This is a genomic window from Streptomyces sp. NPDC048696, from assembly GCF_043198895.1.
Classification (GTDB): Bacteria; Actinomycetota; Actinomycetes; order Streptomycetales; family Streptomycetaceae; genus Streptomyces.
Map to the genome: position 1 here is coordinate 226,157 of NZ_JBICVJ010000002.1, position 23,363 is coordinate 249,519.

Here is a 23,363-nt window from a genome sequence, read left to right on the forward strand (position 1 = left end):
GGTGCTCCCCGGACGGATCACACCGCCGTGAGGGCGAACGCCAGCAGCGCGGTGGAGGTGAAGTCGTCGGCCGGTTCCACCGTCTGCCAAGCGCCGACGTGGTCGAGGTAGCGGGCGCCCTTGCCGTCGAAGCGCTTCCAGGTGTCGGTGCCCGACTCACAGGGGCGCATCGTGTCGAAGGAGTTGTGCTCGCCGAGTCTCGCCGCCGCGTTGGGGCCGTTGACCACCGCGCCGCGCAGGATCGCGCCCTCGCCGGTGAGGCTGCCCGCCAGGTTGGCCACCTGGTGCTCGGGGCAGTGCGGGAAGACCTCGCCGGTGCCGATCATGAAGCTGGTGCCCCAGGCGTTGGCGCCGAGCGCCCAGCCGCGCTGCCCCGCCGCGAAGGCGTCGTAGCGGTGGTCGCCGGTCGCCTTCGCGTAGAGGCGGGCGGTGGCGACGAGGCCGAAGGTGTGCGGGACCGCGTCGAAGTCGGTGTAGACCGCGCCCGCCCGGAACGGGTCCTTGGCCGCGCGCTTCTCACCGTCCGTCAGCTGGCGCCGCAGATCGCCGACGGCCTCGTCGGAGGGCGCCAGGCGTACGAGGTCGGCGTGGGCCGGCGCGCTGACGTCCGCGACCCCGAGCGTCCCGCGCGCGTCCGAGGAGATGTACTTCCGCGCCCACTCCCCCGCCTCCCGCTGCCAGCGGTCCGCCCGGTCGTCGCCCAACTGCCGTGCGGCGAGGGCGAGTTCAACGGCACCGAACTCCATGTCGTCCTGCCAGGAGTCCTCCGGATAGAAGCTGTGCGGGAACGTGGTGACCAGCTCTCCGGTGTGCTCCGTGTCGGCCTGCCCGTACACCGCCGCGGCCTTCTCCAGCCACTGCCGGGCCCGCTCGGGGTCGCTCTTGGCGTCCGTCTGCGCGGCGAGGGCGAACGCGGCGGCGACCCGGCCCGCGAGGTTGGGGCTGATCGGCTCGCCCGGCTCGTTCGCCCGGAACACCGGCCGGTGCTTCAGTGTGTGGTCGGGGTCGCCCTCGGACGCCTTCAGCGCGTCGTCCGCCTCCGGCAGCCGCCAGATGTCGTGGTCGCTGCGGAAGTCCTTGCTGCCCGCGCCGATGCCGACCTGGGCGTAGAGGGTGCCGGTGCGGCCGTCCCACATCCGGTCGAGCCACGCCAGGCCGTGCCGCGCCTCGGCGGCGACCCCCGGCGCATCGGGCAACGCCCGCTGGGCGAGCAGCAGTTGGGCCGTGGAGTACGACGCCGTGTGGGTGAACTTGAGGAAGTCCCCCGCGTCGAACCAGCCGCCCGACACGTCGACGGGCCCGCCGACCCGCCGCAGCGGCTCGGTCAGCTCCGTGCCGTCGCCGTTGTAGTGGGGGGTCGCGTAGACGGTTGCCTGACGGTCATTCAGATGGGCGGGCTTACGGTTCAGCTCGCCGCCCGGTACGACGTCCGCCCCGTCCCGCTGGACCTGGAAGAAGCGGACGTTGTCGGCGGCCAGCTTCTCCATCAGCTCCTTCGCGGGGGCTACGCGAAAGCGCGGCGAGGTGGCGGTGGCCGAGCCGGTCAGCTTCAACCGGTAGGTGCCGGGTGCGGTGAGCGCGGACAGGTCGAGGGTGCGCACGGACTCGTACGCCTTGTTCCAGCTGCCGGTACGGGGGCCGGGCGCGCCGCCGAGTACCGTACGGCCGGACTCGTCCACCACCTCGAAGCGGGCCCCCGCGAGGGCGTCGTCACGGCCCAGCACGAAGGCTTCCTTGTGCTCGCCCGTGAGATAACCGGCCTGGTCGACGCGGATTTCGGCGGAGGGCGCCGGGGCGCCCGCCGAGGGCAGTGCGTACCAGACCGCTCCGGCGCCGAGGGCCACGGCGAGGGTCAGGGATATGGCGCGGGCGCGCGGGGCGGGGATTCTCGAAAGCATGGGGTCAGCTTGCCGCGCGGATCATGAGGGGAGGATGAGGGACGCTCCGCTGAGAGGGCGGATATTTGGCTGCGGACCGTGTGTGGCTGGTCGCGCAGTTCCCCGCGCCCCTAAAGGGGCGCAGCACCGCATCGCCCTTCCGCACGGCCGCCCAGATCACCGCTCTCGTTTCGGAGCACCAATCCTCAGCTCGGCCAGTGCGCCGCCGCCGGGGGCGGGCCCGAGGGCGACCGTGCCGCCGTGCAGGTCGGCGACCCAGCGGACGATCGCCAGGCCGATGCCGTTGCCGCCCCCGCCCGACGCGGCCGACGCGTCGGACGGGAAGCCCGGACCGTGGTCGCGCACCGCGACGCCGCCCGGGTGGACACGTACCTCGACCGGGGTCGCGCCGCCGTGGCGGAGCGCGTTCTCGACGAGGTTGCGTACGGCCTGTTCAAGGAGGTCGGGGTCGCCCGCGACCACCACGGGTGCGGCCGTCACCACGATGTCCGCGCCCGGCCGCACCTGACCCACTTCGTCCACCACCTGCTCCACCAACTGATCGAGCCGGAGCGGGGTCAGCTCCACCTCCTGGGCGCCCGCCTCCACCCGCGCCCGGGTGAGCAGCCCGCCCACCAGCCGCCCCATCCGGTCGACCAGCCGGGCCGACTCCGCCGCGCTGCCCGCCTCCAGGGTCACCCGGAGCGTGGCGAGCGGGGTACGGAGCTCGTGCGCGGCCTCGGCCAGGAACTGTTCCTGCTGGTCAAGCGCCCGCAGCGCCTCCCGCATGCTGCGGCCGGACAGCAGATGCCCGACGAGGGCGGCGGCCAGCACCAGCCCCGTACCGCCGAGGGCGAGCCAGCGGACCAGCGTCTCGTGGTCGCGCTCGCCGGGGCCTGGGTCGGCGGCGGCCAGGACGGCGGCGCCGATGCTGTCCTCGTCCCAGACCGGCGAGGCGGCCCAGCGCAGGGTCTTGCCGTCCCGGGAGGTCTCGGTGGCGTACACCGTCTCCTGCTGTTCGCGGACCCTGCGCCACAGCCCGTCGAGCCGAGCGTCGTCGGGCAGCGCCGCCGGTCCGGGGCGCGACCAGCGGACTTCGGGGTTCTTGCCTGTCGTGGGGGCCTTGGGCGCCTTGGGCTCGCTCAGCACCGCGAGGGCGCCGGGTTCGCGGGCGAGCGTGTCCTCGGCGAGGGGTTCGAGGTGCAGCGTGCCGTTGTCCATCCAGACGGCACGGGCGAGACCGTCGGCGCGGCGGGCGATCTCCTTGTCGAGGCCGTCGGCGCGCGAGCGGTCGTCGATGGAGGAGGCGACGAAGGCGAGGACGACCAGGCACGCGGCCGTCGTCGCGGCGAAGAGCACGGTCAGCCGCCGGCGCAGACGGACGAGCCGGGCGAGGGCCGGACTCGTCCTCGTGGACCGCGCCCTCACTCCGTACCGTTGCCGTCGATCCGGTAGCCGACCCCGCGCACCGTGCCGATCAGTTCGTCGGCGCCCAGCTTGCGGCGCAGCTGCCCGATGACGACGTCGACGACGTTGGACATCGGGTCGCTCATCTCGTCCCAGCAGCTCTCGATCAGCTCACTGCGGCTGACGACCTCTCCGGCCCGCAGCATCAGCGCCTCCAGTACGGCGAACTCCTTGGCGGTGAGCGTGAGCAGCACCCCGGCCCGCCGCACCCGGCGGCGCGGCAGGTCCAACTCCAGGTCGCCGACCCGCAGTTCGGGCAGCCGCGCGGGCCGGGCCCGTCGGCACAGGCTGCCCACGCGCGCGGTGAGCTCGGCGAACGCGAACGGCTTGACGAGGTAGTCGTCCGCCCCGTGCTCGAACCCCGCGACCCGGTCGTCGACGGTGCCGAGCGCGGTGAGCAGCAGCACGGGCAGCGTGGATCCGGCGCGGCGCCGCTCGCGCACGAGGTCGAGGGCGTCGCCGTCGGGCAGCCCCCGGTCCGCCACGACGCAGTCGTACGTGTTCACATCGAGCTTGAGCTCGGCCTCGTCGAGCCGCCCGGCGAGATCGACGGCGAACCCGGCCGCCCGCAGCCCCGCCACGACGACGGGCCCGAGCTCCGGGTCGTCCTCCACCACCAGCACGCGCATGGGGCGAGCCTACGTGGGGTATTCGGGGCTCCGGTCGCGGCGTCCGGGGCGTCGGTGTCGGTAAGGTCCCGGTCAGCAGCCGCCCGGCTGCGCTTCTCCCCCGGAGGCACGCATGAAGATGCTGATCAACGTGGCCGAGACAGTCGTGGCGGACGCGCTGCGCGGGATGGCGGCCGCCCATCCGGAACTGACCGTCGACGTGGAGAACCGGGTGATCGTGCGCCGGGACGCGCCCAGGGCCGGGAAGGTCGCCCTGGTGTCCGGGGGCGGGTCGGGGCACGAGCCACTGCACGGCGGGTTCGTGGGACCCGGGATGCTCGCCGCCGCCTGCCCCGGCGAGGTGTTCACCTCGCCCGTGCCGGACCAGATGGTGCGCGCGGCGGCCGCCGTGGACAGCGGGGCCGGGGTGCTGTTCGTGGTCAAGAACTACACCGGTGACGTGCTCAACTTCGAGATGGCCGCCGAACTCGCCGAGGACGAGGGCGTACAGGTGGCCAAGGTGCTGGTCAACGACGATGTCGCGGTCACCGACAGCCTGTACACCGCCGGGCGGCGCGGGACCGGGGCCACCCTGTTCGTGGAGAAGATCGCGGGCGCGCTGGCCGAGGAGGGCGCGCCGCTTGAGCGGGTGGAGGCGATCGCCCGCCGGGTGAACGAGAGCGCGCGGAGTTTCGGGGTCGCCCTGAGCGCCTGCACCACCCCGGCGAAGGGGAGCCCGACCTTTGAACTGCCGCCCGGAGAGCTGGAGTTGGGCGTCGGCATCCATGGCGAGCCGGGGCGCGAGCGACGGCCCATGATGACCTCGCGGGAGATCGCCGACTTCGCGGTGGACGCCGTACTGGAGGACCTGAATCCGTCGAGTCCCGTCCTGCTCCTCGTCAACGGCATGGGGGCGACACCGCTGCTCGAACTGTACGGGTTCAACGCCGAGGTGCACCGGGTGCTGGCCGAGCGGCGCGTCCCCGTGGCCCGCACGCTCGTGGGCAACTACGTCACCTCGCTCGACATGGCGGGCTGCTCGGTGACGCTCTGTCAGGCCGACGAGGAGCTGTTGCGGCTGTGGGACGCGCCGGTCAACACGCCCGCCCTGCGGTGGGGTTGCTGACCTGTATGCCCACGCCACCTGAAGGAGGACTTGTGCTCGACACCGCGTTCTTTCGCCGCTGGATGACCGCGACGGCCGCCGCCGTCGACCGGGAGGCGGACCGGCTGACCGAGCTGGACTCCGCCATCGGCGACGCCGACCACGGCAGCAATCTCCGGCGCGGCTTCGCCGCCGTGACCACCGTCCTGGACAAGGAGAGCCCGGACACCCCCGGGGGCGTACTCGCCCTCGCCGGACGCCAGTTGATCTCCACCGTCGGCGGCGCCTCCGGACCGCTGTACGGAACGCTGCTGCGCCGCACCGGCAAGGCGCTCGGCGACGCGGCCGAGGTCGACCGGGAGCAGCTGGCCCAGGCGCTGGGCGCGGGCGTCGCCGCGGTGGCCCAGCTCGGCGGGGCGGCGGCCGGGGACAAGACGATGCTGGACGCGCTGCTGCCCGCCGTCGACGCAATGAGCGAGTCCTTCGCGGCCGCGAGCGAGGCGGCCGAGGCGGGAGCGCTCGCGACCGTACCGCTGCGGGCCCGCAAGGGGCGGGCCAGCTATCTCGGCGAGCGGTCCATCGGCCACCAGGACCCGGGCGCGACCTCGTCGGCCCTGCTCATCGGCGCACTCGTGGAGGCCGCCGCATGAGCGGGAGCGCGGGCGGGGCGGGGGCCGGGAGCGAGGCCGCAGCCCAGAAGCTCGTCGGGGTCGTGCTCGTCTCGCACAGCGCGGCGGTCGCGGCCGCCGTCGCCGAGCTGGCGACGGGCCTCGCGGGCGGCGGCGCGAGCGCCCCGGTCGCCCCGGCGGGCGGCACGCCCGACGGCGGCCTCGGCACCAGCTCCGAGCTGATCGCCCGGGCCGCGGCCGCCGTCGACGGGGGCGCGGGCGTCGCCGTCCTGGTCGATCTCGGCAGCGCGGTGCTCACCGTGAAGGCGCTGCTCGCCGAGGGCGACGAGCTGCCGGAGGGGACACGGCTGATCGACGCGCCCTTCGTCGAGGGCGCGGTGGCGGCCGTGGTCACCGCCTCGGCCGGGGCGGACCTGGACGCGGTGGAGGCGGCGGCCGCGGAGGCGTACGACTACCGGAAAGCCTGACACCGGCAGGTCTGACACTGGCAGGAGGAGAGCAGGGCCCGGCGGGACTCCCCCGCCGGGCCCTTCCTCGTATCCGCGTATCCCCGCAGGAGCCGGGCCCGATGTGACCCAGACCCTTTATGCAACTTGTTGCACAAGCGGCCCCGTGTGCTCTACAACTGGAGCTGACGACACCGCCGTATCCGGAGGCCCCCCGATGAGCGACTACCCCCACCTGCTGCGCCCCCTCGACCTCGGCTTCACCACCCTGCCCAACCGGGTGCTGATGGGGTCCATGCACATCGGGCTCGAAGAGGCCGAGAACGGGTTCGAGCGGATGGCGGCGTTCTACGCCGAGCGGGCGCGCGGCGGCGTCGGGCTCATGGTCACCGGCGGCATCGCGCCCAACGACGCGGGGCGCCCGTACGAGGGCGGCGCCAAGATCACCACCGAGGCGGAGGCCGCCCAGCACCGCACCGTCACCGACGCCGTGCACGCGGCGGGCGGCCGGATCGCGATGCAGATCCTGCACTTCGGCCGGTACGCCTACCACCAGGACCTGGTCGCACCGAGCGCGCTGCAGGCGCCGATCAGCCCGTTCGTCCCGCACGCCCTGACCGAGGACGAGGTCGAGCAGACCGTCGAGGACTTCGTCCGCGCCGCCGAGCTCGCCAAGTCCGCCGGGTACGACGGCGTCGAGATCATGGGGTCCGAGGGCTATCTGATCAACGAGTTCGTGGCGGGCGCGGTCAACCGGCGCACCGACCGCTGGGGCGGCTCGTACGAGAACCGAATGCGCTTCCCGGTCGAGATCGTCCGCCGCACGCGCGAGCGGGTCGGCGCCGACTTCATCATCATCTACCGGCTCTCCATGCTGGACCTGGTGCCCGGCGGCTCCACCCTCGACGAGGTGATCACGCTCGCCCGGGCCATCGAGGCGGCCGGGGCGACGCTCATCAACACCGGTATCGGCTGGCACGAGGCGCGCATCCCGACCATCGCGACCTCGGTGCCGCGCGGCGCGTACACCTGGGTGACCAAGAAGCTGATGGGGTCGGTCTCGATCCCGCTCATCACCAGCAACCGCATCAACACCCCGGAAGTCGCCGAGCAGTTGCTCGCCGAGGGGCGCGCGGACATGGTGTCGCTGGCCCGGCCGTTCCTCGCCGACCCCGAGTTCGTCGCCAAGGCGCGGGCGGGGCGGTCCGAGACCATCAACACCTGCATCGGCTGCAACCAGGCGTGCCTGGACCACACCTTCAGCGGGAAGATCACCTCCTGCCTGGTGAACCCGCGCGCCTGCCACGAGACCGAGCTGGTCCTCTCCCCCACCCGGCGCCGCAAGAACCTGGCCGTGGTCGGCGCGGGTCCGGCCGGGCTCGCCTTCGCGGTCTCGGCGGCCGAGCGCGGCCACGCGGTCACCCTCTTCGACGCGGCCGCCGAGATCGGCGGCCAGCTGAACATCGCCAAGCGGGTCCCGGGCAAGGAGGAGTTCGAGGAGACGCTGCGCTACTACCGCACGCAGCTCGAACTGCGCGGTGTGGACGTCCGGTTGAACACCACCGTCTCGGCCGCCGACCTCGCGGACGGCACGTACGACGAGGTCGTCGTCGCCACCGGCGTCACCCCCCGCACCCCCGAGATCCCCGGCCGCGACCACCCGAGCGTGGTCACCTATCTCGATGTGCTGCGCGACGGGGCCCCGGTGGGCGAGCGGGTGGCGATCGTCGGCGCGGGCGGCATCGGCTTCGACGTCGCCGAGTACCTCACCGACGGCGGCGACGCGGCGAGCCTGGACGCCGAGACGTACTTCCGGCAGTGGGGCGTCGACACCACGTACGGCGAGCGCGGCGGGCTGCGCGCGCCCGAGCGGCCCAAGCCGCCGCGCACGGTCCACCTCCTCCAGCGCAAGGCCTCCAAGGTCGGCGCGGGCCTGGGCAAGACCACGGGCTGGATCCACCGCACCGAGCTGAAGCACCGGGGTGTGACCATGGTCCCGGGCGTGAGCTACGACCTGGTCGACGACGCCGGGCTGCACATCACCGTCGACGGCACCTCCGCCGTACTGCCGGTGGACACCGTCGTGCTGTGCGCGGGCCAGGAGCCGCGCCGCGACCTGTACGAGGAGCTGACGGCGGCCGGGGTCACCGCGCATCTGATCGGCGGCGCGGACGTGGCCGCCGAGCTGGACGCCAAGCGCGCCATCGACCAGGGCACCAGGCTGGCGGCGGCCCTCTGACCGGCGCCGGACGCGGCGAACCTAGGATGCGGTCATGTCCCTCCCGCACGCGATCCTGACCGCTCTGCTCGAAAAGCCCTCGTCGGGGCTTGAGCTGACGCGCCGCTTCGACAAGTCGTTCGGCTTCTTCTGGTCCGCGACGCACCAGCAGATCTACCGCGAGCTGGGCAAGCTGGAGGCGTCCGGTTTCATCCGCGCGCTGGCGTCGCAGACGCCGGCGCGCGGACAGAAGAAGGAGTACGAGGTGCTGCCCGCGGGCCGTGCGGAGCTCGCCGCGTGGGCGGCCGCCGGGCAGGACCCCCGCCCGATGCGGGACCCGCTGCTGCTGCGGATGCGGGCGGCGGCGGTCGTCGGCACGGACGGGCTCGACGCCGAGCTGCGCCGCCATCTGGCCCTGCACGAGCGCCAGTTGGAGATGTACGAGGGGATCGAGCGGCGGGACTTCCCGCCGGAGCGGGACAGCGAGCAGGACCGGCTGCGGCATCTGGTGCTGCGCGGCGGCATCGAGCTGGAGACGTTCTGGATCCGCTGGCTCACCCAGGCCCTCGACACGGTGGCCGAGCCGGAATGAGCGGGGCCGACCTTGGCGTTGTATTATGCAACTAGCCAGTGAGAGGACCCGCCGTGCCCAGCCGAGACCAGTCGGTCGCCACCATCCAGCGCGAGATGACCGCGTTCGCCCGCCGCGCCCGGGCCGCCGCCGCGCGGATGCACCCGGAGCTCTCGCTGGTCTCCTTCACCCTGCTCTCCCATCTGGAGGACCAGCAGGGCTGCCGCGCGACGGATCTCGCCGCGTACTACATGCTCGACAAGTCGACGATCAGTCGGCAGATCGCGGCCCTTGAGCGGCTGGCGTTCATCGAGCGCCGCACCGACCCCGACGACCACCGCATCCAGCTGCTGCACCTCACCCCGGCGGGCACGGCGAAGCTGGCGGAGGCAGCGGAGCTGCGTCAGCAGGCGTTTGACGAACGCCTCGCCGACTGGGAGCCGAGGGATCTCGAACAGTTCGCGGAGTATCTGCTGCGGTACAACAGCACGGCGAGCAGCTGGAGTTGATCAGCCGACCTACCGTCCCCCACCCGGCGTGACCAGGCCCGACTCGTACGCCAGAACCACCGCCTGCGCCCGGCTCGCCAGGTCGAGTTTGCTCATCGCCCGGTTGAGGTGGGTCTTGACCGTCGCCTCGCTGATGAAGAGCCGGTCGGAGATCTCCAGGTTCGACAGGCCGCGCGCGGTGAGTTTGAGGACCTCCGTCTCCCGCGCCGTGAGCGCCGCGAGGTCCGACGACAGCTGCGGGGACTGCTCGGCGGGGCGCGCGAACGCCTCCACGAGCCGGCGCGTCACGCTCGGCGCGAAGAGCGAGTCGCCACCGCCGACCGCCGCCACCGCGTTGAGCAGCCGCTCCGGCCCCGAGTCCTTGAGCAGGAACCCGGAGGCACCCGCCCGCAGCGCGGAGTACACGTACTCGTCGAGGTCGAACGTGGTGAGGATCAGAATGCGCGGCGCCGGGTCCGGGGCCTCGGCGAGGATCCGCTCGGTGGCGGTGATCCCGCTCATGCCGGGCATGCGGATGTCCATGAGGATCACATCGGGCCGCGTCGCCGCGGCCTGGGCCACGGCCTCCGCGCCGTCGCTCGCCTCGCCGACGACGTCGACGCCCGCCGCCCGTAGCAGCGCGACCAGACCGGCCCGTACGAGGAACTGGTCGTCGACCACGAGTGCCCTGGTCATCGCAGTGCGTCTGCCCCCTGTGTCATGCGGCCCGGTCAGGCGGTCGGCTGGGCCGAGGTCGGCAGGAGCAGACGGACCGCGAAGCCTCCCCCGCTTCTCGGGCCGGTGCTGATCGTGCCGCCGTAGAGCTTGGCCCGCTCCCGCATTCCGATCAACCCATGTCCCCCACCCGATCGATTTCTGACCGGATTCGCTCCCGTGCTGTCGTTCACGACGGCGAGCGCGACATGGTTCCGCTCGTAACAGACTTCCACCGTCGTCCGCGCGCCGGGGGCGTGTTTCAGGACATTGGTGAGCGCCTCCTGCGCGACCCGGTAGGCGCACAGGTCCACGCCGGGCGCGAGCGGCCGGGCCTCGCCCTCGACGCGCAGCTCGACCGGGAGCCCGCCGGCCCGCAGCCGCTCCACCGTGTCGGAGAGCCGCGAGAGCCCCGGCATCGGGGCCGACGGCTCGCCGTCCAGGTCCTCCGCGCGCAGGACGTGCAGCATGCGCCGCAGTTCCTCCAGCGCCTCCTGGCTGGTCGCGGAGATGGTGCCGAGCGCCCCGCGCGCGGTGGGCGGATCGGACTCGAAGACGAAACGCGCGAGCCCGGACTGCACGGATATCACGGACATGTGGTGGGCGATGATGTCGTGCAACTCCCGGGCGATACGGCCGCGTTCCTCGGCGACCTCGCGCTTCGCCCGGGCTTCCTGCTCCTTCGCCAGCTGATCGGCAAGCTCGGTGGAGCGCCGGGCCACCCGGCCGAACCGCCACAGCACGGCGGGCACGGCGAGCGCCTGTACGGCGACCGAGGGCATCGCGTCGCTACCGGTACGGAACCCGGCGAACAGCCACACCAGGCCGAGCACCGTCATACAGGAGACGGAGACCCGGGCGGGCCGGGTCGCGGTGACCGTATACCCCGCGATCATCGCCCCGTAGGAGCCCACGACCGGCCAATTTCCCAGCGAGATATAGAGCGTCCACGTGGCGATGACGAAGGCGCAGACACCCACCGGCGCCCTGGAGCGGAAGGCGCACGCCATGTTGATGATCACGGCGAGGGTGTATCCGAGCACGTCGAGCGGCTGCTGCCCCTGCCGGGCCGCCTCCTGGCCCAGGAGCACGGCGACACACGTCTGCGCCAGCGCGATGAACACATCGGCGGCTACTGGGCGGATCCGCATTACCGCAGCCTAATTGCAGGTCAAACGCGCGGCGTCAACCAGTGGCGGTGCACGCGCTACCGCAGCGGTTGTAGTCGGACGCACGCCCTCCGGCGCGCCCCGGAACTCCGGTCCGAAACCCGTTTGTCACCCCGGCCCGGCGATGTTGAAGTGGGCGGATGGACAACGACAAAGTGCTGGCCCTGTTCGACCAGCAGATGCGCGAGGGCGCGACCGCCGACAGCCCGGCGGCCCGCGTCGAGCGGGTGGGCAACGTGGTGCGGCACTTCGGCGCCGACCCGTGCTGGAACGGAATCATCTGGTCGGCCCTCGACGAGGCCGGCGCCGACCGCGAAATCGCCGAGCAGGTGCGGTACTTCGCCCCGCTGGGCCGCGAGTTCGAGTGGAAGCTGTACGCCCACGACACCCCCGGCGACCTCGGCGAACGGCTCCTGGCTGCCGGGTTCACGGCCGAGCCCACCGAGGCCCTGATGGTCGCCGAGAGCGCCGAGCAGGCCCACGAGGTGGCGCTGGCCGACGGCATCGAGCTGGTGCCGGTGACCGACGAGGCCGGGATCGACCTGCTGGCGGCCGTCCACGAGCAGGCGTTCGGCACCGACTCCTCGCGGCTCGCCCGGGCCATGAAGCACCAGCTCGCCGAGGCGCCCGACACCCTGGTCGCGGTGCTCGCGACGGCGCACGGCGTGCCGGTGTCCGCCGCCCGGATGGAGCTGATCCCGGGCACGCAGTTCGCCGGGCTCTGGGGCGGCGGCACCGCCGAGGCCTGGCGCGGCAAGGGCATCTACCGCGCGCTGGTCTCCTATCGCGCCCGTATAGCCGCCGAGCGCGGCTACCGCTATCTCCAGGTCGACGCCTCCGACGACAGCCGCCCGATCCTGGGGCGCCTGGGCTTCGCACGGCTGAGCACGACCACGCCGTACCTCTACCAGCCGTAGGCGGTGGGCACGTCGGTCAGCGGGCGTAGACGGCGACGAAGTCGCGGGTGGCCTGGTTGTAGTAGCGCTCCGGCGGATTCTCGAAGTCGAGGATGTTGCTGGGCACCGGGCTGTCCGGGGTGCGGCTGCCGTCGTAGCTCATGAAGGACGGCCAGGCGCGGTTCATGTCGAGCGGCATGGCCCGCACCGCGCCCGCGCGCTCCATGAGTTCGGCGAGCGTACGGGCCGACAGGGCCTGGCCGACGACCATGATGACGTCGCCCTGCGCCGTGACCCCGACCCCGGAGCGCGCCACGTACATCCTGCTCTGGTCGGTGGCGCCCCACTTGGAGTCGTTGTCGATGTCCGGGACGACCGAGCCGCCGTCGACCATCAGCTCCAGGCACTGGCGCACCCCGACGACGTCGGGCGTCATCCGCATGTCCCGGCCCCACACGCCGATCCTGATCGAGCCGTCGCGGTAGAACACCTCCGAGGCGGCGCCGTCGCGGAGCTGCCCGGCGGTTCTGCCGTCGAGGTAGAAGCCGCCCCGGGAGCCGCCGTCGGTGACCTTGAAGCCGCCGTTCCAGGACGCCACCAGGCCGGTGCGCTCACCCTTGGGGATGTTCGGCGGCACGGAGAAGGCGCCGCCCGGCTCGCGCAGTCCGGGGTGCAGCTGGAAGCGGGCGTCCTTGACGCTGATCCACGCGACGGCCGCCTCGTACGAGGTGTGGGCGGAGTCGGGACGCACATAGGTGCCCTGCACGATCGGGCGGCCGTGGGCCGAGACCAGCGGACGCCAGACGCCCTCGCCGGGCAGCGCCGGGGCGACCAGCGGCCGCATCGGGGCGCGCAGCGGCAGTCCGCTGTCCACGGCGGGCGGCGGGAGCGCGGCCGCCTTGCGCATCCGGGCCAGCGACTCCTGCGGGAGCGTGCCGCCGACCTTCGGCGGATCCAGTTCGTACTGGAGGTTCTCCAGCTTGTCGACGACGAAGCCAAGACGGTGTTCGCGCGCCCAGCCCGCGAGGCGGGCGGCCGTGCTGTCATCACCCGGATAGGTGAGCGCGTCCGACACCGACCAGCCCACCGTCCCGGCGCCCAGCAGGCAGACCACCAGGGCGGACCGGACGGCTGTCCGGCGCCGGCGCAGCTGGGGCGGGGTCAGATCCCTGCGGTGCTTCCACGGCAGCAGACGGCGACGGGCCACGGTGCTCCCTCTCCGAGGCGTGCTCCGGACGGACGTCCCACGGACTTCGGACCGACTGCGGACGGATTCCGGAAAGACACGCGCCCTGAATGCTTAGATATCGGGCTCTTGTCTGCTATAACCCGATCGCCCGGAACCTAATCACCCGCCACACTGGGCGCCATGGCCGGGAAACGCAGCGCGGGACTCCTCTGCTATCGCCGCACGGACCTCGGCGTCGAGGTGCTGATCGGACACATGGGCGGCCCGTTCTGGGCCCATCGGGACGACTCGGCCTGGTCGATCCCCAAGGGCGAGTACGAGCCGGAGGAGACGCCGCAGGCGGCCGCCCTGCGCGAGTTCGAGGAGGAGCTGGGCCTGCCCGCCCCCGAGGGCACGCCGGTGCCGCTCGGCGATTCCCGGCAGGCCAACGGCAAGGTGGTGACGGTCTGGGCGGTCGAGGCCGACGTCGATCTCGGAGCCGTGGTGCCCGGCACCTTCACGATGGAGTGGCCGCGCGGCTCCGGCACGCTGCAGGAGTTCCCCGAGCTCGACCGCTTCGCCTGGCTCGCGCCCGACAAGGCGGCACAGAAGCTGGTGGCGGGCCAGCGGGTGTTCCTCGAACGGCTGGCGGCGCATCTGGACGACGCCGGGGGCCGGCCGGGCACCTGACCGCGCCGGTGTCCGGGTCGCGGATCACCGGCGCGGTCGCCACGGGGTGCGCGGATCAGTGCCGTGCGGAACGGCGCCTGCGCGAGGCCCACACGATGCCGCCGCCCGCGACCAGTACGGCAGCGCCCATCCCGGCGACGAGCGGGGTCGAGCTCGACGAACCGGTCTCGGCCAGGTTGGCGCTCGGCTGAGGCGCGGGCGCCGCCGCCGAGGACGTGGCGGGGCCGGGGGCGGGCTTGCCGGGCTTCGCCGAGGGGGTCGGGCTCGGCTTGGCCGGCGGGGACGGCTTGGTCGACGGCTTGGTGGGCGGCGGGGTGTCGCACACCGGCGCGGTCTTGGTCTCGTCCCGCGAGTACTGGTCCCCGTCGCCCGCCTTCACGACGAGCCGCAAGGTCAGCTGCTTGTTGTGGTCGGGGAGCTTCAGCTTCTTGTGGAACTCGCCCTTGAACTGCTCGGTGGGCAGCAGGTCCTTGCCGTCCGCCGTGATGGTCACCGTGTTGACGGCCTGGTCGGAGTACCTGGTCAGGTCCACGGTGACCTGGGTGCAGGTCACCTGCCACACCGGGGTGTGCGCCTGGGCGGGCACGGCGGTCAGGCCGACGCCGACGAGACCCGCCGCGGCTGCCCCTATGAGCGCTCCACGACGACGCCCCGTTCCTCTGTTTACGGTCACAAAATCCTCCACTGTTACCGCACCGCCGTTTTGACGGTGCGCGCACAGTACCGCTCCCGCCCCACGCCCAAGCGGCAGTCCCGTACATCACTCGCGCCACCTGTCCTGTTCCGGATGGCACAGCCGTGCTATACACGCGCCACCGTCGCCGCACTCACCGCCAGGGAGCCACCATGAGACGAACTTCCTTACGGATCAGAGCAGTTGGAGCACTCGCGGTCACGGCCGCGCTCGCCCTCGGCCTGCCCGCCACGGGTGCGTCCGCGGCCGCGCCAGCGAGCGGATCCGTGCCTTCCGCTACGGCCGGATCCCTACGTTCCGCGACAGCCCTGCCGACCCTCCCGCGGCCCGACTCCCATGGGCTGACGCTCAAGAGCTGGGCGCCCGTCGCCGGGTACGGGGACCGGATGGCCGACGCCACCTTCACCACCGCCGCCGTCTTCACCCCGCGCGGCGGCACCCCGTGGATCGATCCGGTGCGAGTCCCGGTCAAGGTCAGGATCTACCTCCCCGCCGGATACCGCGGCGATCCGGCCAGGCCGTACCCCGTGCTGTATCTGCTGCACGGCGGCGGCGCCGACTACCAGCAGTGGTCGCAGTCGGACGCCGGCAACGTGGCCGCCACGCTGGCCGGTTCGGCGTTCGACGGGATCGTGGTGATGCCGGAGGGCGGCCGGGCGGGCTGGTACAGCGACTGGGCCGGAGCGACCGACGGCCACTTCGCCCCGCAGTGGGAGACGTTCCACATCGAGCAGCTGCTGCCGTGGATCGACGACAACTTCGCCACGGCGAGGGACCGCTCCGGCCGTGCGATCGCCGGTGTCTCCATGGGCGGTTACGGGGCGCTGCGCTACGGCGGGCGCCATCCGGAGCTGTTCTCGGCGGTCGGCGCGTTCTCGGCGGGCACCGATATCTACCAGGCCAACGCCCAGAAAATCATCGCCGATTCGATGTGGCAGGTGGGCGCATCGATCGGCTGGACCGGGCTGCTCAACCCCTGGTACCGGGTCGGCGGCGACACATTCCACCGCATGGAGACGGTGTTCGGCCCGCAGAGCGGCTGGCCCGCCGTCACCCCCGTGAGTCTCGCGCTGCGCGACGCGTACGACACATACGCCGGAAAGCTCGCCATATACGCGGGCGGTGCCGACGGAACCGGCGAGAGCGATATCTACGGCTGGAATCACACGCTGCACGAGAACCTCGACAGCCGCGCCACCCTGCACCGTTTCTGCACCGGACACGGTGAACACCGCTATCAGTACTGGACGGAAGACCTCAAGGACTTCGTCTCGCTCGTCTACGGAACGCCTATGGCACAGTGCCCCAATGGCTGGGGAACACCTGCTCTATAACCGGCCGTCATAAGCCGGACTTTCAGGAACTCATAGCCTCACCATTGGGTCATATCGCGCCTTTTCGCGGGCAATTGAATTCTCTTCAAAACACCGGGGAATGAGACTTCGACCATGCCACCGGCCAGTGCCACCAGGCGAGCCGACGACAGAATGACCACTTCCATTTCAGTCGCGTGGTGCGTGAATAGTCGGTTTCAGGCCGGTCGGATCCGCACCCCCGCAATTGGCGTCTTGTGGACTCCCGTCGAGCGAGCAGACGATCGGTCCTCGTTCCTGTGCGGCGGCAGCCCTGCGCGGTCGCCCACACGTCTTCGAGGAGGTTCCTGTGAGCGTTCCCGTCAACAACAGGCAGAGTCTCGGCACGGACGCGGCACGGCAGCTCGCCACCGCCACCAAGACCACACCGCAGATGCGCGGCATCACCCCGCGCTATCTGCTGCGGGCGCTCCCCTGGGTCGATGTGGAGTCCGGTATCTACCGGGTCAACCGCCGCCGGACCTTCGTGCTGGGCGACGACCGCATCGAGACCTACGCCGACAACGACGGCACCAACCGGGTCGTCCCCGGCGACTTACGCGAGCTGCCCTTCCTGGCCGACGCCGACGACGCGCTCCTGACCGAACTCGCGGGCGCGTTCACCGAGGTCACCTTCGAGTCGGGGCAGGTGCTCGCGCAGAGCGGCGACCCGGCCGACCGGCTGTGGGTGATCGTGCGTGGCCGCGCGGAGAAGCGCCTGACCGGCCGCTACGGCCAGGACGAGCTCCTTGAGGTGGTCGGCGACGGGCAGTTCTTCGACCTGGGCGCCTGGACCAGGTCCGAGCCCATGCCGTACCGGGTGCAGGCGCTCACCCCGGGCGTGGCGCTGGTCGCCGAACGCGGCGCGCTCGCCGCCCTCACCGACCGGGACGCGGGAGTCCGGGCCGCGATGGAGGAGTACGCCGCCGGGAACCACATGACGCCGGGCTCCGAGGTGCCGGTGGACCTCTCCTCCGCCCACGTCGGCGAGCCGGATCTGCCCGGCACGTTCGTCGACTACGAGGACGCGCCGCGCGAGTACCACATGACGCTGGCGCAGACCGTGCTGAAGGTCCACAGCCGCGTCGCCGACCTCTACAACGGGCCCATCGACCAGACCCGCGCCCAGCACAACCTCACCATCCAGGCGCTGCGCGAGCGCCAGGAGAACGTGCTTCTGAACCACCCCGAGTTCGGCCTGTTCAACAACGTCTCCGCGGGTCAGCGTGTGCAGTCCCGCACCGGCTCGCCCACTCCGGACGACCTGGACGAGCTGCTGGCCCGGGTGTGGAAGCAGCCCGCGTACTTCCTCGCCCACCCCCGGGCGATCGCCGCGTTCGGCCGCGAATGTACCCGGCGGGGGGTGCCCCCGGTCACGGACACGCGGTTCGGCAGCCCGCTGATCACCTGGCGCGGGGTGCCGCTGCTGCCGTCCGACAAGGTCAGGTTCAGCAACGGCGGCAACGGCCACGGCACCACCGAGATCCTGCTGATGCGGATGGGCGAGGCCGAGCAGGGCGTGGTCGGCCTGCGTCCCTCCAGCGTGCCGGACGAGGCCGAACCGGGCCTGTCCGTACGGAACATGGGGGTCGACCAGAAGGGCATCACCTCGTATCTGATGACCGCCTACTTCAACACCGCCGTACTGGTGGAGGACGCCATCGCCGTGCTGCAGAACGTCGAGGTCGGCAACTACCATGACTACTCCTGACGTGGTGCGCCCCGAGGCCGCGGGCTTCGGGATGCCCGGCCTCGACACGGCGCGGCCGCAGGCCACCGGCCTCGACATGACCGGTCCCGGCGCGGCCCGCCCGGAGGCCACGGGGCTCGACATGGCGGGTTCCGGGGCCCGCCCGGACCTGGCGCAGCGGCCCGCCGTGCCGGGTGTCTTCTCGCCCGAGGCGGCCCGCGCGGACGTGCCGATCCTGCACCGCACCGTCAACGGCCATCCGCTGGTGTGGCTGGACAACGGGGCGACCACGCAGAAGCCCCGCCAGGTGATCGAGGCGCTCGGCGCGTACTACGGCGCCGCCAACTCCAACATCCACCGGGGCGCGCACACCATGGCGCGCGAGGCCACCGAGATGTACGAGGCGGGGCGCGCGGCGGTCGCCTCCTTCCTGGGTGCCCCGGCGCCGGAGAGCATCGTGTTCGTCCGGGGCACCACCGAGGCCGTCAACCTGGTCGCCCAGACCTGGGGCCGCGACAATCTCGGGCCCGGCGACGACATCCTCGTACCGGTACTCGAACACCACTCGAACATCGTGCCCTGGCAGCTGATCGCCAAGGAGACCCGGGCCCGGGTGGTCCCGGTTCCGCTGACGCCGGAGGGAGAGATCGACCAGTTCGCGTACGCCGATCTGCTCTCCTCACGGACCCAGCTGGTCGCCCTCAGCCATGCCTCCAACGTCCTCGGGACCGTCCCGCCGGTCAAGGAGATGACCGCGCTGGCCCATCGGTACGGGGCGAAGGTGCTGGTGGACGGGGCGCAGGCGGTCGCCCACTTCCCGGTGGACGTCCAGGATCTGGACGCGGACTTCTACGCGTTCTCCGGGCACAAGCTGTTCGCCCCGACCGGCATCGGCGCCCTGTACGCCAAGCCGGAGATCCTGGAGAGCATGCGGCCCTGGCAGGGCGGCGGCAACATGATCGACTCGGTGGACTTCGGACGGACGACCTTCGCACCGGTGCCGCACCGCATGGAGGCCGGGACCGGCAACATCGGCGGTGTGGTGGGGCTGCTGGCCGCGCTGAACTGGCTGACCGGCTTCGACCGCGACGCCGTCGCCGCGTACGAGGAAGGGCTGATGGCCTACGCCCAGCAGGCGCTGGCCACCGTGCCCGGTCTTGAGCTGGTGGGCGCCGCGCCCGAGCGGATCGCGGTGCTGACGTTCACGCTCGCGGGCCAGGACCCGGCCACCGTCGCCGACTGGCTGGACCGCGACGGGATCGCCATCCGCGCGGGCCACCACTGCGCCCAGCCCGCGCTCGCGCACTACGGCCTGGAATCGGCCGCGCGCGCGTCGCTGGCGCTCTACAACACCTCGCAGGAGGTGGACCAACTGGTGGCGTCGCTGCGGCAGTTGCAACAGGCCGGCTGACCGCTCGACGGCTGACGGGTGGTGGACGAGACCGCGTCCGCCACCCGTCAGCCGATGTCGGCCCGCTGGGGTCCGCGATGGGGATGCTGCGGCGGGACCGTGGGGAGCTCGGTCCGGGGCACGCTCAGGGCGTCGAGGCGGCGGCGCAGGGTCTGGTTCTCCACATAGAGGTCGGCGAGGACGCGGACCTTGGACCGCAGCGCCCACGGGTCGACCGGCTTCACCAGGAAGTCCGCGACCCCCAGGTGGTACGCGCGGGCCGCGAGGTCGTCGTCGCGGCCGATCCCGGTCACCAGGATGACCGGCAGCGAACGGGTGTGGTCGAGCCGCTTGAGGTATTCGACCACTTCGAGGCCGTTCATCTGCGGCATCAGCACATCGAGCAGGATCACGGCGATACCGCCGCGCAGCACGGTCTTCAGTGCCTCGTCGCCGTTGCGCGCGCAGATCACCGGCCGGCCGACAGGACGTAACACACTCTCCATGGCGAAGAGGTTGTCCTCGCGGTCGTCCACCACAAGGATCTTCCACGTACTGTTCACGCCCCAACCACACTCCCCTGCAGCCGGACTTTCACAGTAGTGCGACCGGAGGCCGAGCGGCAGAACGTCAGCGGTACCTGCCAACGGCATCTGCGGCCCGGCCCGATCCGTCCCCCGGCCCGGCGGCGGCCGTCTACGGGCGTCCGCCAGCGCAAACGGAAGCCCCGGGCGCGATCCTCCGCCATCCCGGGGGCCCGGTCGGTGCGCATGAATTAGGCCGGTTGTCACTCCCCTTTTGGCTCTTCCGCGTTCCCGGGGACCGGCGCGGGCGAGCGGGCCCGCTTAGCGTGGGGGAATGGACAAGGCTCCCAACGCCGCGGGCGCCTCGGCGCGCGTGGACGATCCCGCGTTTCCCGCGCACCGGGCGCCGCGCTGTCGCGACCTCGACGAGCTCGACGCCCAGGTGATCCGCTGCCGGGCCTGTCCGCGGCTGGTGGCCTGGCGCGAGGAGGTCGCCGCCACGAAGCGGGCGGCCTTCCGGGACTGGGAGTACTGGGGGCGGCCGGTGCCCGGCTTCGGCCCGCCGGACGCGGCCGTGGCCGTCGTGGGCCTGGCCCCGGCCGCGCACGGCGGCAACCGGACCGGCCGGATGTTCACCGGGGACGCGTCCGGCGACAGCCTCTTCGCCGCGCTGCACGCCGTGGGCCTCGCCTCGCGGGCCGAGTCGGTCGACGCCGACGACGGGCTCACCCTGCGCGGCGTACGGCTCGCCGCACCCGTGCACTGCGCGCCGCCGGACAACAAGCCCACCCCCGAGGAGCGCGACACCTGCCGGCCGTGGCTCGCGGCCGAACTGGAGCTGATGAGACCGACGTTGCGTACGGTCGTGGTGCTCGGCGCGTTCGGCTGGCAGGCGCTGTTCCCGGTACTGGGCGCGGCGGGCTGGGAGGTACCGCGCCCCCGGCCGAAGTTCGGGCACGCGGTGCGGGTGACGCTGCCCGGCACCGACGGGGGCCGCAACGCCCTGAACGTGCTGGGCTGTTACCACCCGAGCCAGCACAACACCCATACGGGGCGGCTGACTTTCCCGATGCTCGTCGAGGTGTTCCGGGAGGCCGCGCGGCTGTCGGGGCTGTGACGCCAAACCTTTTTACTTGAACATCGCCCGGAAAACTGACGCTAAGTGACCGTTTCCGGGGCGGATTTCCCCCCGGATCGCATCAGGCCCGACACGGGTGTGTCATGGAAGGGATGGGCAAAAGGGGCGGGAGCGACGAAAGGAGCCGGTATGGGTACCGGACGGATACGTCGAGCGGCCGCCACGACCCTGCTGTCGTGCGGCCTGGCCATAGGCGGTCTCGCCGGCACTGCGGCGGCCGCCCCGGCGCACGACGGGGGCGACGGTCACGACCGCGGTCACGACACCGGGTGGGCATGGAGCGCCAGCGGCTGGGTGTGGAGCACCCAGAACGACGACCCGTGGTGGGGCAACCACGACGGCGGCCACGACCACGGTCGCGATGGCCGCCACGACGACGGACGTCATGATGACGGGCGTCGTGACGACGGCCGTCACGACGACAGACGTCACGACGATGGCCGTCACGACGGCGGGCGCGTGTTCGGCACGGTGACCTCCCGTATCGAGCTGAACATCCGCGAGAACCCGAACCTCAACTCCGACGTCGTCGTCGCCCTCAGCCCGGGCAGCACCGACAAGATCGTGTGCAAGACGCACGGGTCCAACGTCAACGGCACCTCGACGTGGTACTGGCTGAGCGGCGCCCAGGGCTGGGCCACCGCGGCCTTCTTCCAGGCGAACGGGGACGTCCCGGACTGCTGAGTCACGGGACACGGACAGGGCCCGGAGGCGACTCCGGGCCCTCTCCGCGTGCCGCGCGTGCGTTGCGGTCATATGAACAGCTCGCCCGGTCGGGAATAGCGCTCCGCCATTCGACCTTGGAGCTGCTGAGAGCGAGGAGACGGCAGATGCCCAAGGCGTACGCGTACACCCGAATCGGTGGGCCCGAGACGGAGACCTTCATCGAGCGGAACCGGCCCGAGCCCGGCCCCGGCCAGCTCCTTGTCGCGGTCCGCGCGGCCGGGGTGAACCCGGTGGACTGGAAGATGCGCAATGGTTTCCGCAGGCCAGGAGCGCCGGAAAGGCCACTGCCCGCCGTGTTCGGCAATGAGATCGCCGGGGTGGTCGTGGCGCTGGGGCCGGATGTCACCGGCTTCGAGGTCGGGGACGCGGTGTTCGGCAGCCCGGTCGGCGGCGGTTACGCCGAGTACGCGCTGCTGCCGGTGTCCATAGCCGCGCACAAGCCGCAGGAGCTGTCCTTCGCCGACGCGGCGACGCTGCCGGTGGCCGCCGCGACCGCGTACGACGGGGTGCGCCAGCTGGCCCTGCCGGCCGGGGCGACGCTGCTGATCACCGGCATCGGCGGCGGTGTCGGCGTGGCCGCGGCCCAGATCGCCCGTGCCTTCGGACTGCGGGTCGTGGGCACGGCGAGCGAGGGCAAGAAGGACTTCGTCGAGGCGCTTGGCGCGGTCCACGTCCCGTCGGCCGGTGCCGGGCTCGCCGACCGGATCCGGGCCGCGGCCCCCGGCGGCACCGTCGACGCGGTCTTCGACCTGGTCGGCGGCGAGGCGCTGACGGAGGTGGCCGGGCTCGTCGAGGACCGTACGAAGCTGATCACGGCCGCCGACCCGACGACGGCGATCGGGCTCGGCGGCTCGCACATCCGGCGCGCCCACACCGCCGAGGTCCTGGACGAGGTGGCGAAGCTCGTGACCGGCGGGGCGCTGCGGCCCCACGTCACGGCCGTCTTCCCGCTCCAGCGCGCGGCCGACGCGCTGCGCACGGTCGAGGACGGCCACGCCCGGGGCAAGGTCGTGATCGAGGTGAGCCCGTGACCGAGTTCGCCCCGCACCCCCTCGACAACCCCGCGCGCTCCTCGCTGACCGGGCCGCACTCGCACTTCGCCGAGCGCTTCGGACGGGTGCTGCGCTATCCGCCCGAGGTGACGCCGTGGCTGGCGCTCTCGGACGAGCCGGGGCCCGAGGACTGGGCCGATCTGGCCGCGCTGGCCGGGCCCGGCGGGGAGGTTCCGCTGCTCGGGATGGACCATCGGCCGCCGCCCGGCTGGGAGTTGACGTTCGATGCGGACGGGGTCCAGCTCGTCGACGACGGGGTGCCCGGCGCGCCCTTCGAGGAGGCGGTCGTGCTCGGCGCGGCCGATGTACCTCAGATGCTGGACCTGGTGCGGCGCACGCAGCCGGGCCCGTTCCTGCCGCGCACCATCGAGCTCGGCACCTATCTCGGCGTACGCAGGAACGGCGTCCTGGTCGCGATGGCCGGGGAGCGGCTGCATCCGCCGGGCTGGACGGAGATCAGCGCGGTCTGCACCGATGACGCCTACCGGGGCCAGGGCCTGGGCACCAGGCTCGTGCTCGCGGTCATCGCGAACATCCGGGCCCGGGGCGAGCGGCCCTTCCTGCACACCGGCGCGCGCAACACCACCGCGATCCGGCTGTACGAGTCGCTGGGGTTCCGGCTGCGCCGCACCACCCGGTTCATGTCGGCCCGGGTTCCGGAGAACGTACTGGCAACCACGACCGGAGTAGTTCACTCGATCGAGTGATGAAACGGTCGTGTGAATTGTTTCTGCAACTTCCGGGCTCCGCG

23 protein-coding genes are annotated in these 23,363 nt (G+C 72.1%); 15 read left to right on the top strand and 8 right to left on the bottom strand.

Features of this window, described 5'->3' with window-relative positions; all coding sequences use genetic code 11:
• Positions 1–17: 17 nt before the first annotated feature.
• From ACGFRG_RS04110 to ACGFRG_RS04120, 3 genes are all read right to left on the bottom strand, one after another.
• Entirely contained in the window at positions 18–1,898 is a 1,881-nt protein-coding gene (locus ACGFRG_RS04110) for a glycoside hydrolase family 9 protein (RefSeq protein WP_393261123.1), read from the bottom strand.
• A 156-nt stretch (positions 1,899–2,054) separates the two neighbouring features.
• Positions 2,055–3,305: a sensor histidine kinase gene (locus ACGFRG_RS04115; RefSeq protein ID WP_393261126.1), complete on the bottom strand. Its 1,251-nt coding sequence runs from the start codon at positions 3,303–3,305 to the stop codon at positions 2,055–2,057.
• Positions 3,302–3,973, bottom strand: coding sequence for a response regulator transcription factor (locus ACGFRG_RS04120; RefSeq protein ID WP_361423880.1), 672 nt, complete (start codon positions 3,971–3,973; stop codon positions 3,302–3,304). Before ACGFRG_RS04120 ends, ACGFRG_RS04115 begins: the two co-directional genes overlap by 4 nt.
• A gap of 112 nt (positions 3,974–4,085) precedes the next feature.
• On the opposite strand from ACGFRG_RS04120, the gene dhaK reads away from it, so the two are divergent.
• From dhaK to ACGFRG_RS04150, 6 genes are all read left to right on the top strand, one after another.
• The gene (gene dhaK / locus ACGFRG_RS04125; protein ID WP_361423877.1) at positions 4,086–5,078 is read left to right on the top strand and encodes a dihydroxyacetone kinase subunit DhaK; all 993 of its coding nucleotides are present in this window, start codon (positions 4,086–4,088) and stop codon (positions 5,076–5,078) included.
• 32 nt (positions 5,079–5,110) lie between these two features.
• Positions 5,111–5,707 carry a dihydroxyacetone kinase subunit DhaL gene (gene dhaL / locus ACGFRG_RS04130; RefSeq protein WP_361423874.1) on the top strand — a complete coding sequence of 199 codons (597 nt, stop codon included), beginning with the start codon at positions 5,111–5,113 and terminating at the stop codon, positions 5,705–5,707.
• Positions 5,704–6,153, top strand: a complete 450-nt coding sequence (locus tag ACGFRG_RS04135; protein WP_393261131.1) for a PTS-dependent dihydroxyacetone kinase phosphotransferase subunit DhaM — start codon at positions 5,704–5,706, stop codon at positions 6,151–6,153. Before dhaL ends, ACGFRG_RS04135 begins: the two co-directional genes overlap by 4 nt.
• Positions 6,154–6,349: 196 nt before the next feature.
• Positions 6,350–8,371, top strand: a complete 2,022-nt coding sequence (locus ACGFRG_RS04140) for an FAD-dependent oxidoreductase (RefSeq protein WP_393261133.1) — start codon at positions 6,350–6,352, stop codon at positions 8,369–8,371.
• Positions 8,372–8,405: 34 nt separating this feature from the next.
• Positions 8,406–8,942, top strand: a complete 537-nt coding sequence (locus ACGFRG_RS04145; RefSeq protein ID WP_361423865.1) for a PadR family transcriptional regulator — start codon at positions 8,406–8,408, stop codon at positions 8,940–8,942.
• Positions 8,943–9,037: 95 nt separating this feature from the next.
• Entirely contained in the window at positions 9,038–9,430 is a 393-nt protein-coding gene (locus ACGFRG_RS04150; protein WP_393261821.1) for a MarR family winged helix-turn-helix transcriptional regulator, read from the top strand.
• Between the two features lie 9 nt (positions 9,431–9,439).
• Here ACGFRG_RS04150 and ACGFRG_RS04155 read toward each other — a convergent pair whose 3' ends face one another.
• Positions 9,440–10,105 carry a response regulator gene (locus ACGFRG_RS04155; protein WP_393261135.1) on the bottom strand — a complete coding sequence of 222 codons (666 nt, stop codon included), beginning with the start codon at positions 10,103–10,105 and terminating at the stop codon, positions 9,440–9,442.
• Positions 10,106–10,140: 35 nt separating this feature from the next.
• On the bottom strand, positions 10,141–11,274 hold the full coding sequence (locus ACGFRG_RS04160; RefSeq protein WP_393261138.1) for a sensor histidine kinase: 1,134 nt from the start codon (positions 11,272–11,274) through the stop codon (positions 10,141–10,143).
• A 158-nt stretch (positions 11,275–11,432) separates the two neighbouring features.
• On the opposite strand from ACGFRG_RS04160, the gene ACGFRG_RS04165 reads away from it, so the two are divergent.
• Complete coding sequence (locus ACGFRG_RS04165; protein ID WP_393261141.1) at positions 11,433–12,209, top strand: GNAT family N-acetyltransferase; 777 nt, start codon at positions 11,433–11,435, stop codon at positions 12,207–12,209.
• A 16-nt stretch (positions 12,210–12,225) separates the two neighbouring features.
• On the opposite strand, the gene ACGFRG_RS04170 is transcribed toward ACGFRG_RS04165, so the two are convergent.
• A complete protein-coding gene (locus ACGFRG_RS04170) occupies positions 12,226–13,395 on the bottom strand; it encodes a phosphodiester glycosidase family protein (RefSeq protein ID WP_361423851.1) in 1,170 nt (389 codons plus the stop codon).
• A 162-nt stretch (positions 13,396–13,557) separates the two neighbouring features.
• Between ACGFRG_RS04170 and ACGFRG_RS04175 the strand changes: the two genes are divergently transcribed.
• A complete protein-coding gene (locus tag ACGFRG_RS04175; protein WP_361423848.1) occupies positions 13,558–14,046 on the top strand; it encodes an NUDIX domain-containing protein in 489 nt (162 codons plus the stop codon).
• 55 nt (positions 14,047–14,101) lie between these two features.
• Here ACGFRG_RS04175 and ACGFRG_RS04180 read toward each other — a convergent pair whose 3' ends face one another.
• Positions 14,102–14,719 (bottom strand): LAETG motif-containing sortase-dependent surface protein, encoded by a 618-nt coding sequence (locus tag ACGFRG_RS04180; protein WP_361423845.1) that lies wholly within the window; start codon positions 14,717–14,719, stop codon positions 14,102–14,104.
• A 173-nt stretch (positions 14,720–14,892) separates the two neighbouring features.
• Here ACGFRG_RS04180 and ACGFRG_RS04185 point away from each other — a divergent pair, with 173 nt between their 5' ends.
• From ACGFRG_RS04185 to ACGFRG_RS04195, 3 genes are all read left to right on the top strand, one after another.
• Positions 14,893–16,074, top strand: coding sequence for an alpha/beta hydrolase (locus tag ACGFRG_RS04185; RefSeq protein ID WP_393261146.1), 1,182 nt, complete (start codon positions 14,893–14,895; stop codon positions 16,072–16,074).
• A 328-nt stretch (positions 16,075–16,402) separates the two neighbouring features.
• Complete coding sequence (locus tag ACGFRG_RS04190) at positions 16,403–17,803, top strand: family 2B encapsulin nanocompartment shell protein (RefSeq protein ID WP_361423839.1); 1,401 nt, start codon at positions 16,403–16,405, stop codon at positions 17,801–17,803.
• Positions 17,790–19,193 carry a cysteine desulfurase gene (locus ACGFRG_RS04195; RefSeq protein WP_361423837.1) on the top strand — a complete coding sequence of 468 codons (1,404 nt, stop codon included), beginning with the start codon at positions 17,790–17,792 and terminating at the stop codon, positions 19,191–19,193. Before ACGFRG_RS04190 ends, ACGFRG_RS04195 begins: the two co-directional genes overlap by 14 nt.
• Before the next feature lie 47 nt (positions 19,194–19,240).
• On the opposite strand, the gene ACGFRG_RS04200 is transcribed toward ACGFRG_RS04195, so the two are convergent.
• Positions 19,241–19,735, bottom strand: a complete 495-nt coding sequence (locus tag ACGFRG_RS04200; protein WP_361423834.1) for a response regulator — start codon at positions 19,733–19,735, stop codon at positions 19,241–19,243.
• Between the two features lie 295 nt (positions 19,736–20,030).
• On the opposite strand from ACGFRG_RS04200, the gene ACGFRG_RS04205 reads away from it, so the two are divergent.
• The 4 genes from ACGFRG_RS04205 (at position 20,031) to ACGFRG_RS04220 (ending at position 23,319) form a co-directional block, all read left to right on the top strand.
• Positions 20,031–20,813 (top strand): uracil-DNA glycosylase, encoded by a 783-nt coding sequence (locus ACGFRG_RS04205; RefSeq protein ID WP_393261150.1) that lies wholly within the window; start codon positions 20,031–20,033, stop codon positions 20,811–20,813.
• A 150-nt stretch (positions 20,814–20,963) separates the two neighbouring features.
• Entirely contained in the window at positions 20,964–21,518 is a 555-nt protein-coding gene (locus tag ACGFRG_RS04210; RefSeq protein ID WP_361423828.1) for a hypothetical protein, read from the top strand.
• Between the two features lie 146 nt (positions 21,519–21,664).
• Positions 21,665–22,591 (top strand): NADP-dependent oxidoreductase, encoded by a 927-nt coding sequence (locus tag ACGFRG_RS04215; protein WP_361423825.1) that lies wholly within the window; start codon positions 21,665–21,667, stop codon positions 22,589–22,591.
• Positions 22,588–23,319 (top strand): GNAT family N-acetyltransferase, encoded by a 732-nt coding sequence (locus tag ACGFRG_RS04220; RefSeq protein ID WP_393261153.1) that lies wholly within the window; start codon positions 22,588–22,590, stop codon positions 23,317–23,319. Before ACGFRG_RS04215 ends, ACGFRG_RS04220 begins: the two co-directional genes overlap by 4 nt.
• Positions 23,320–23,363: the final 44 nt, after the last annotated feature.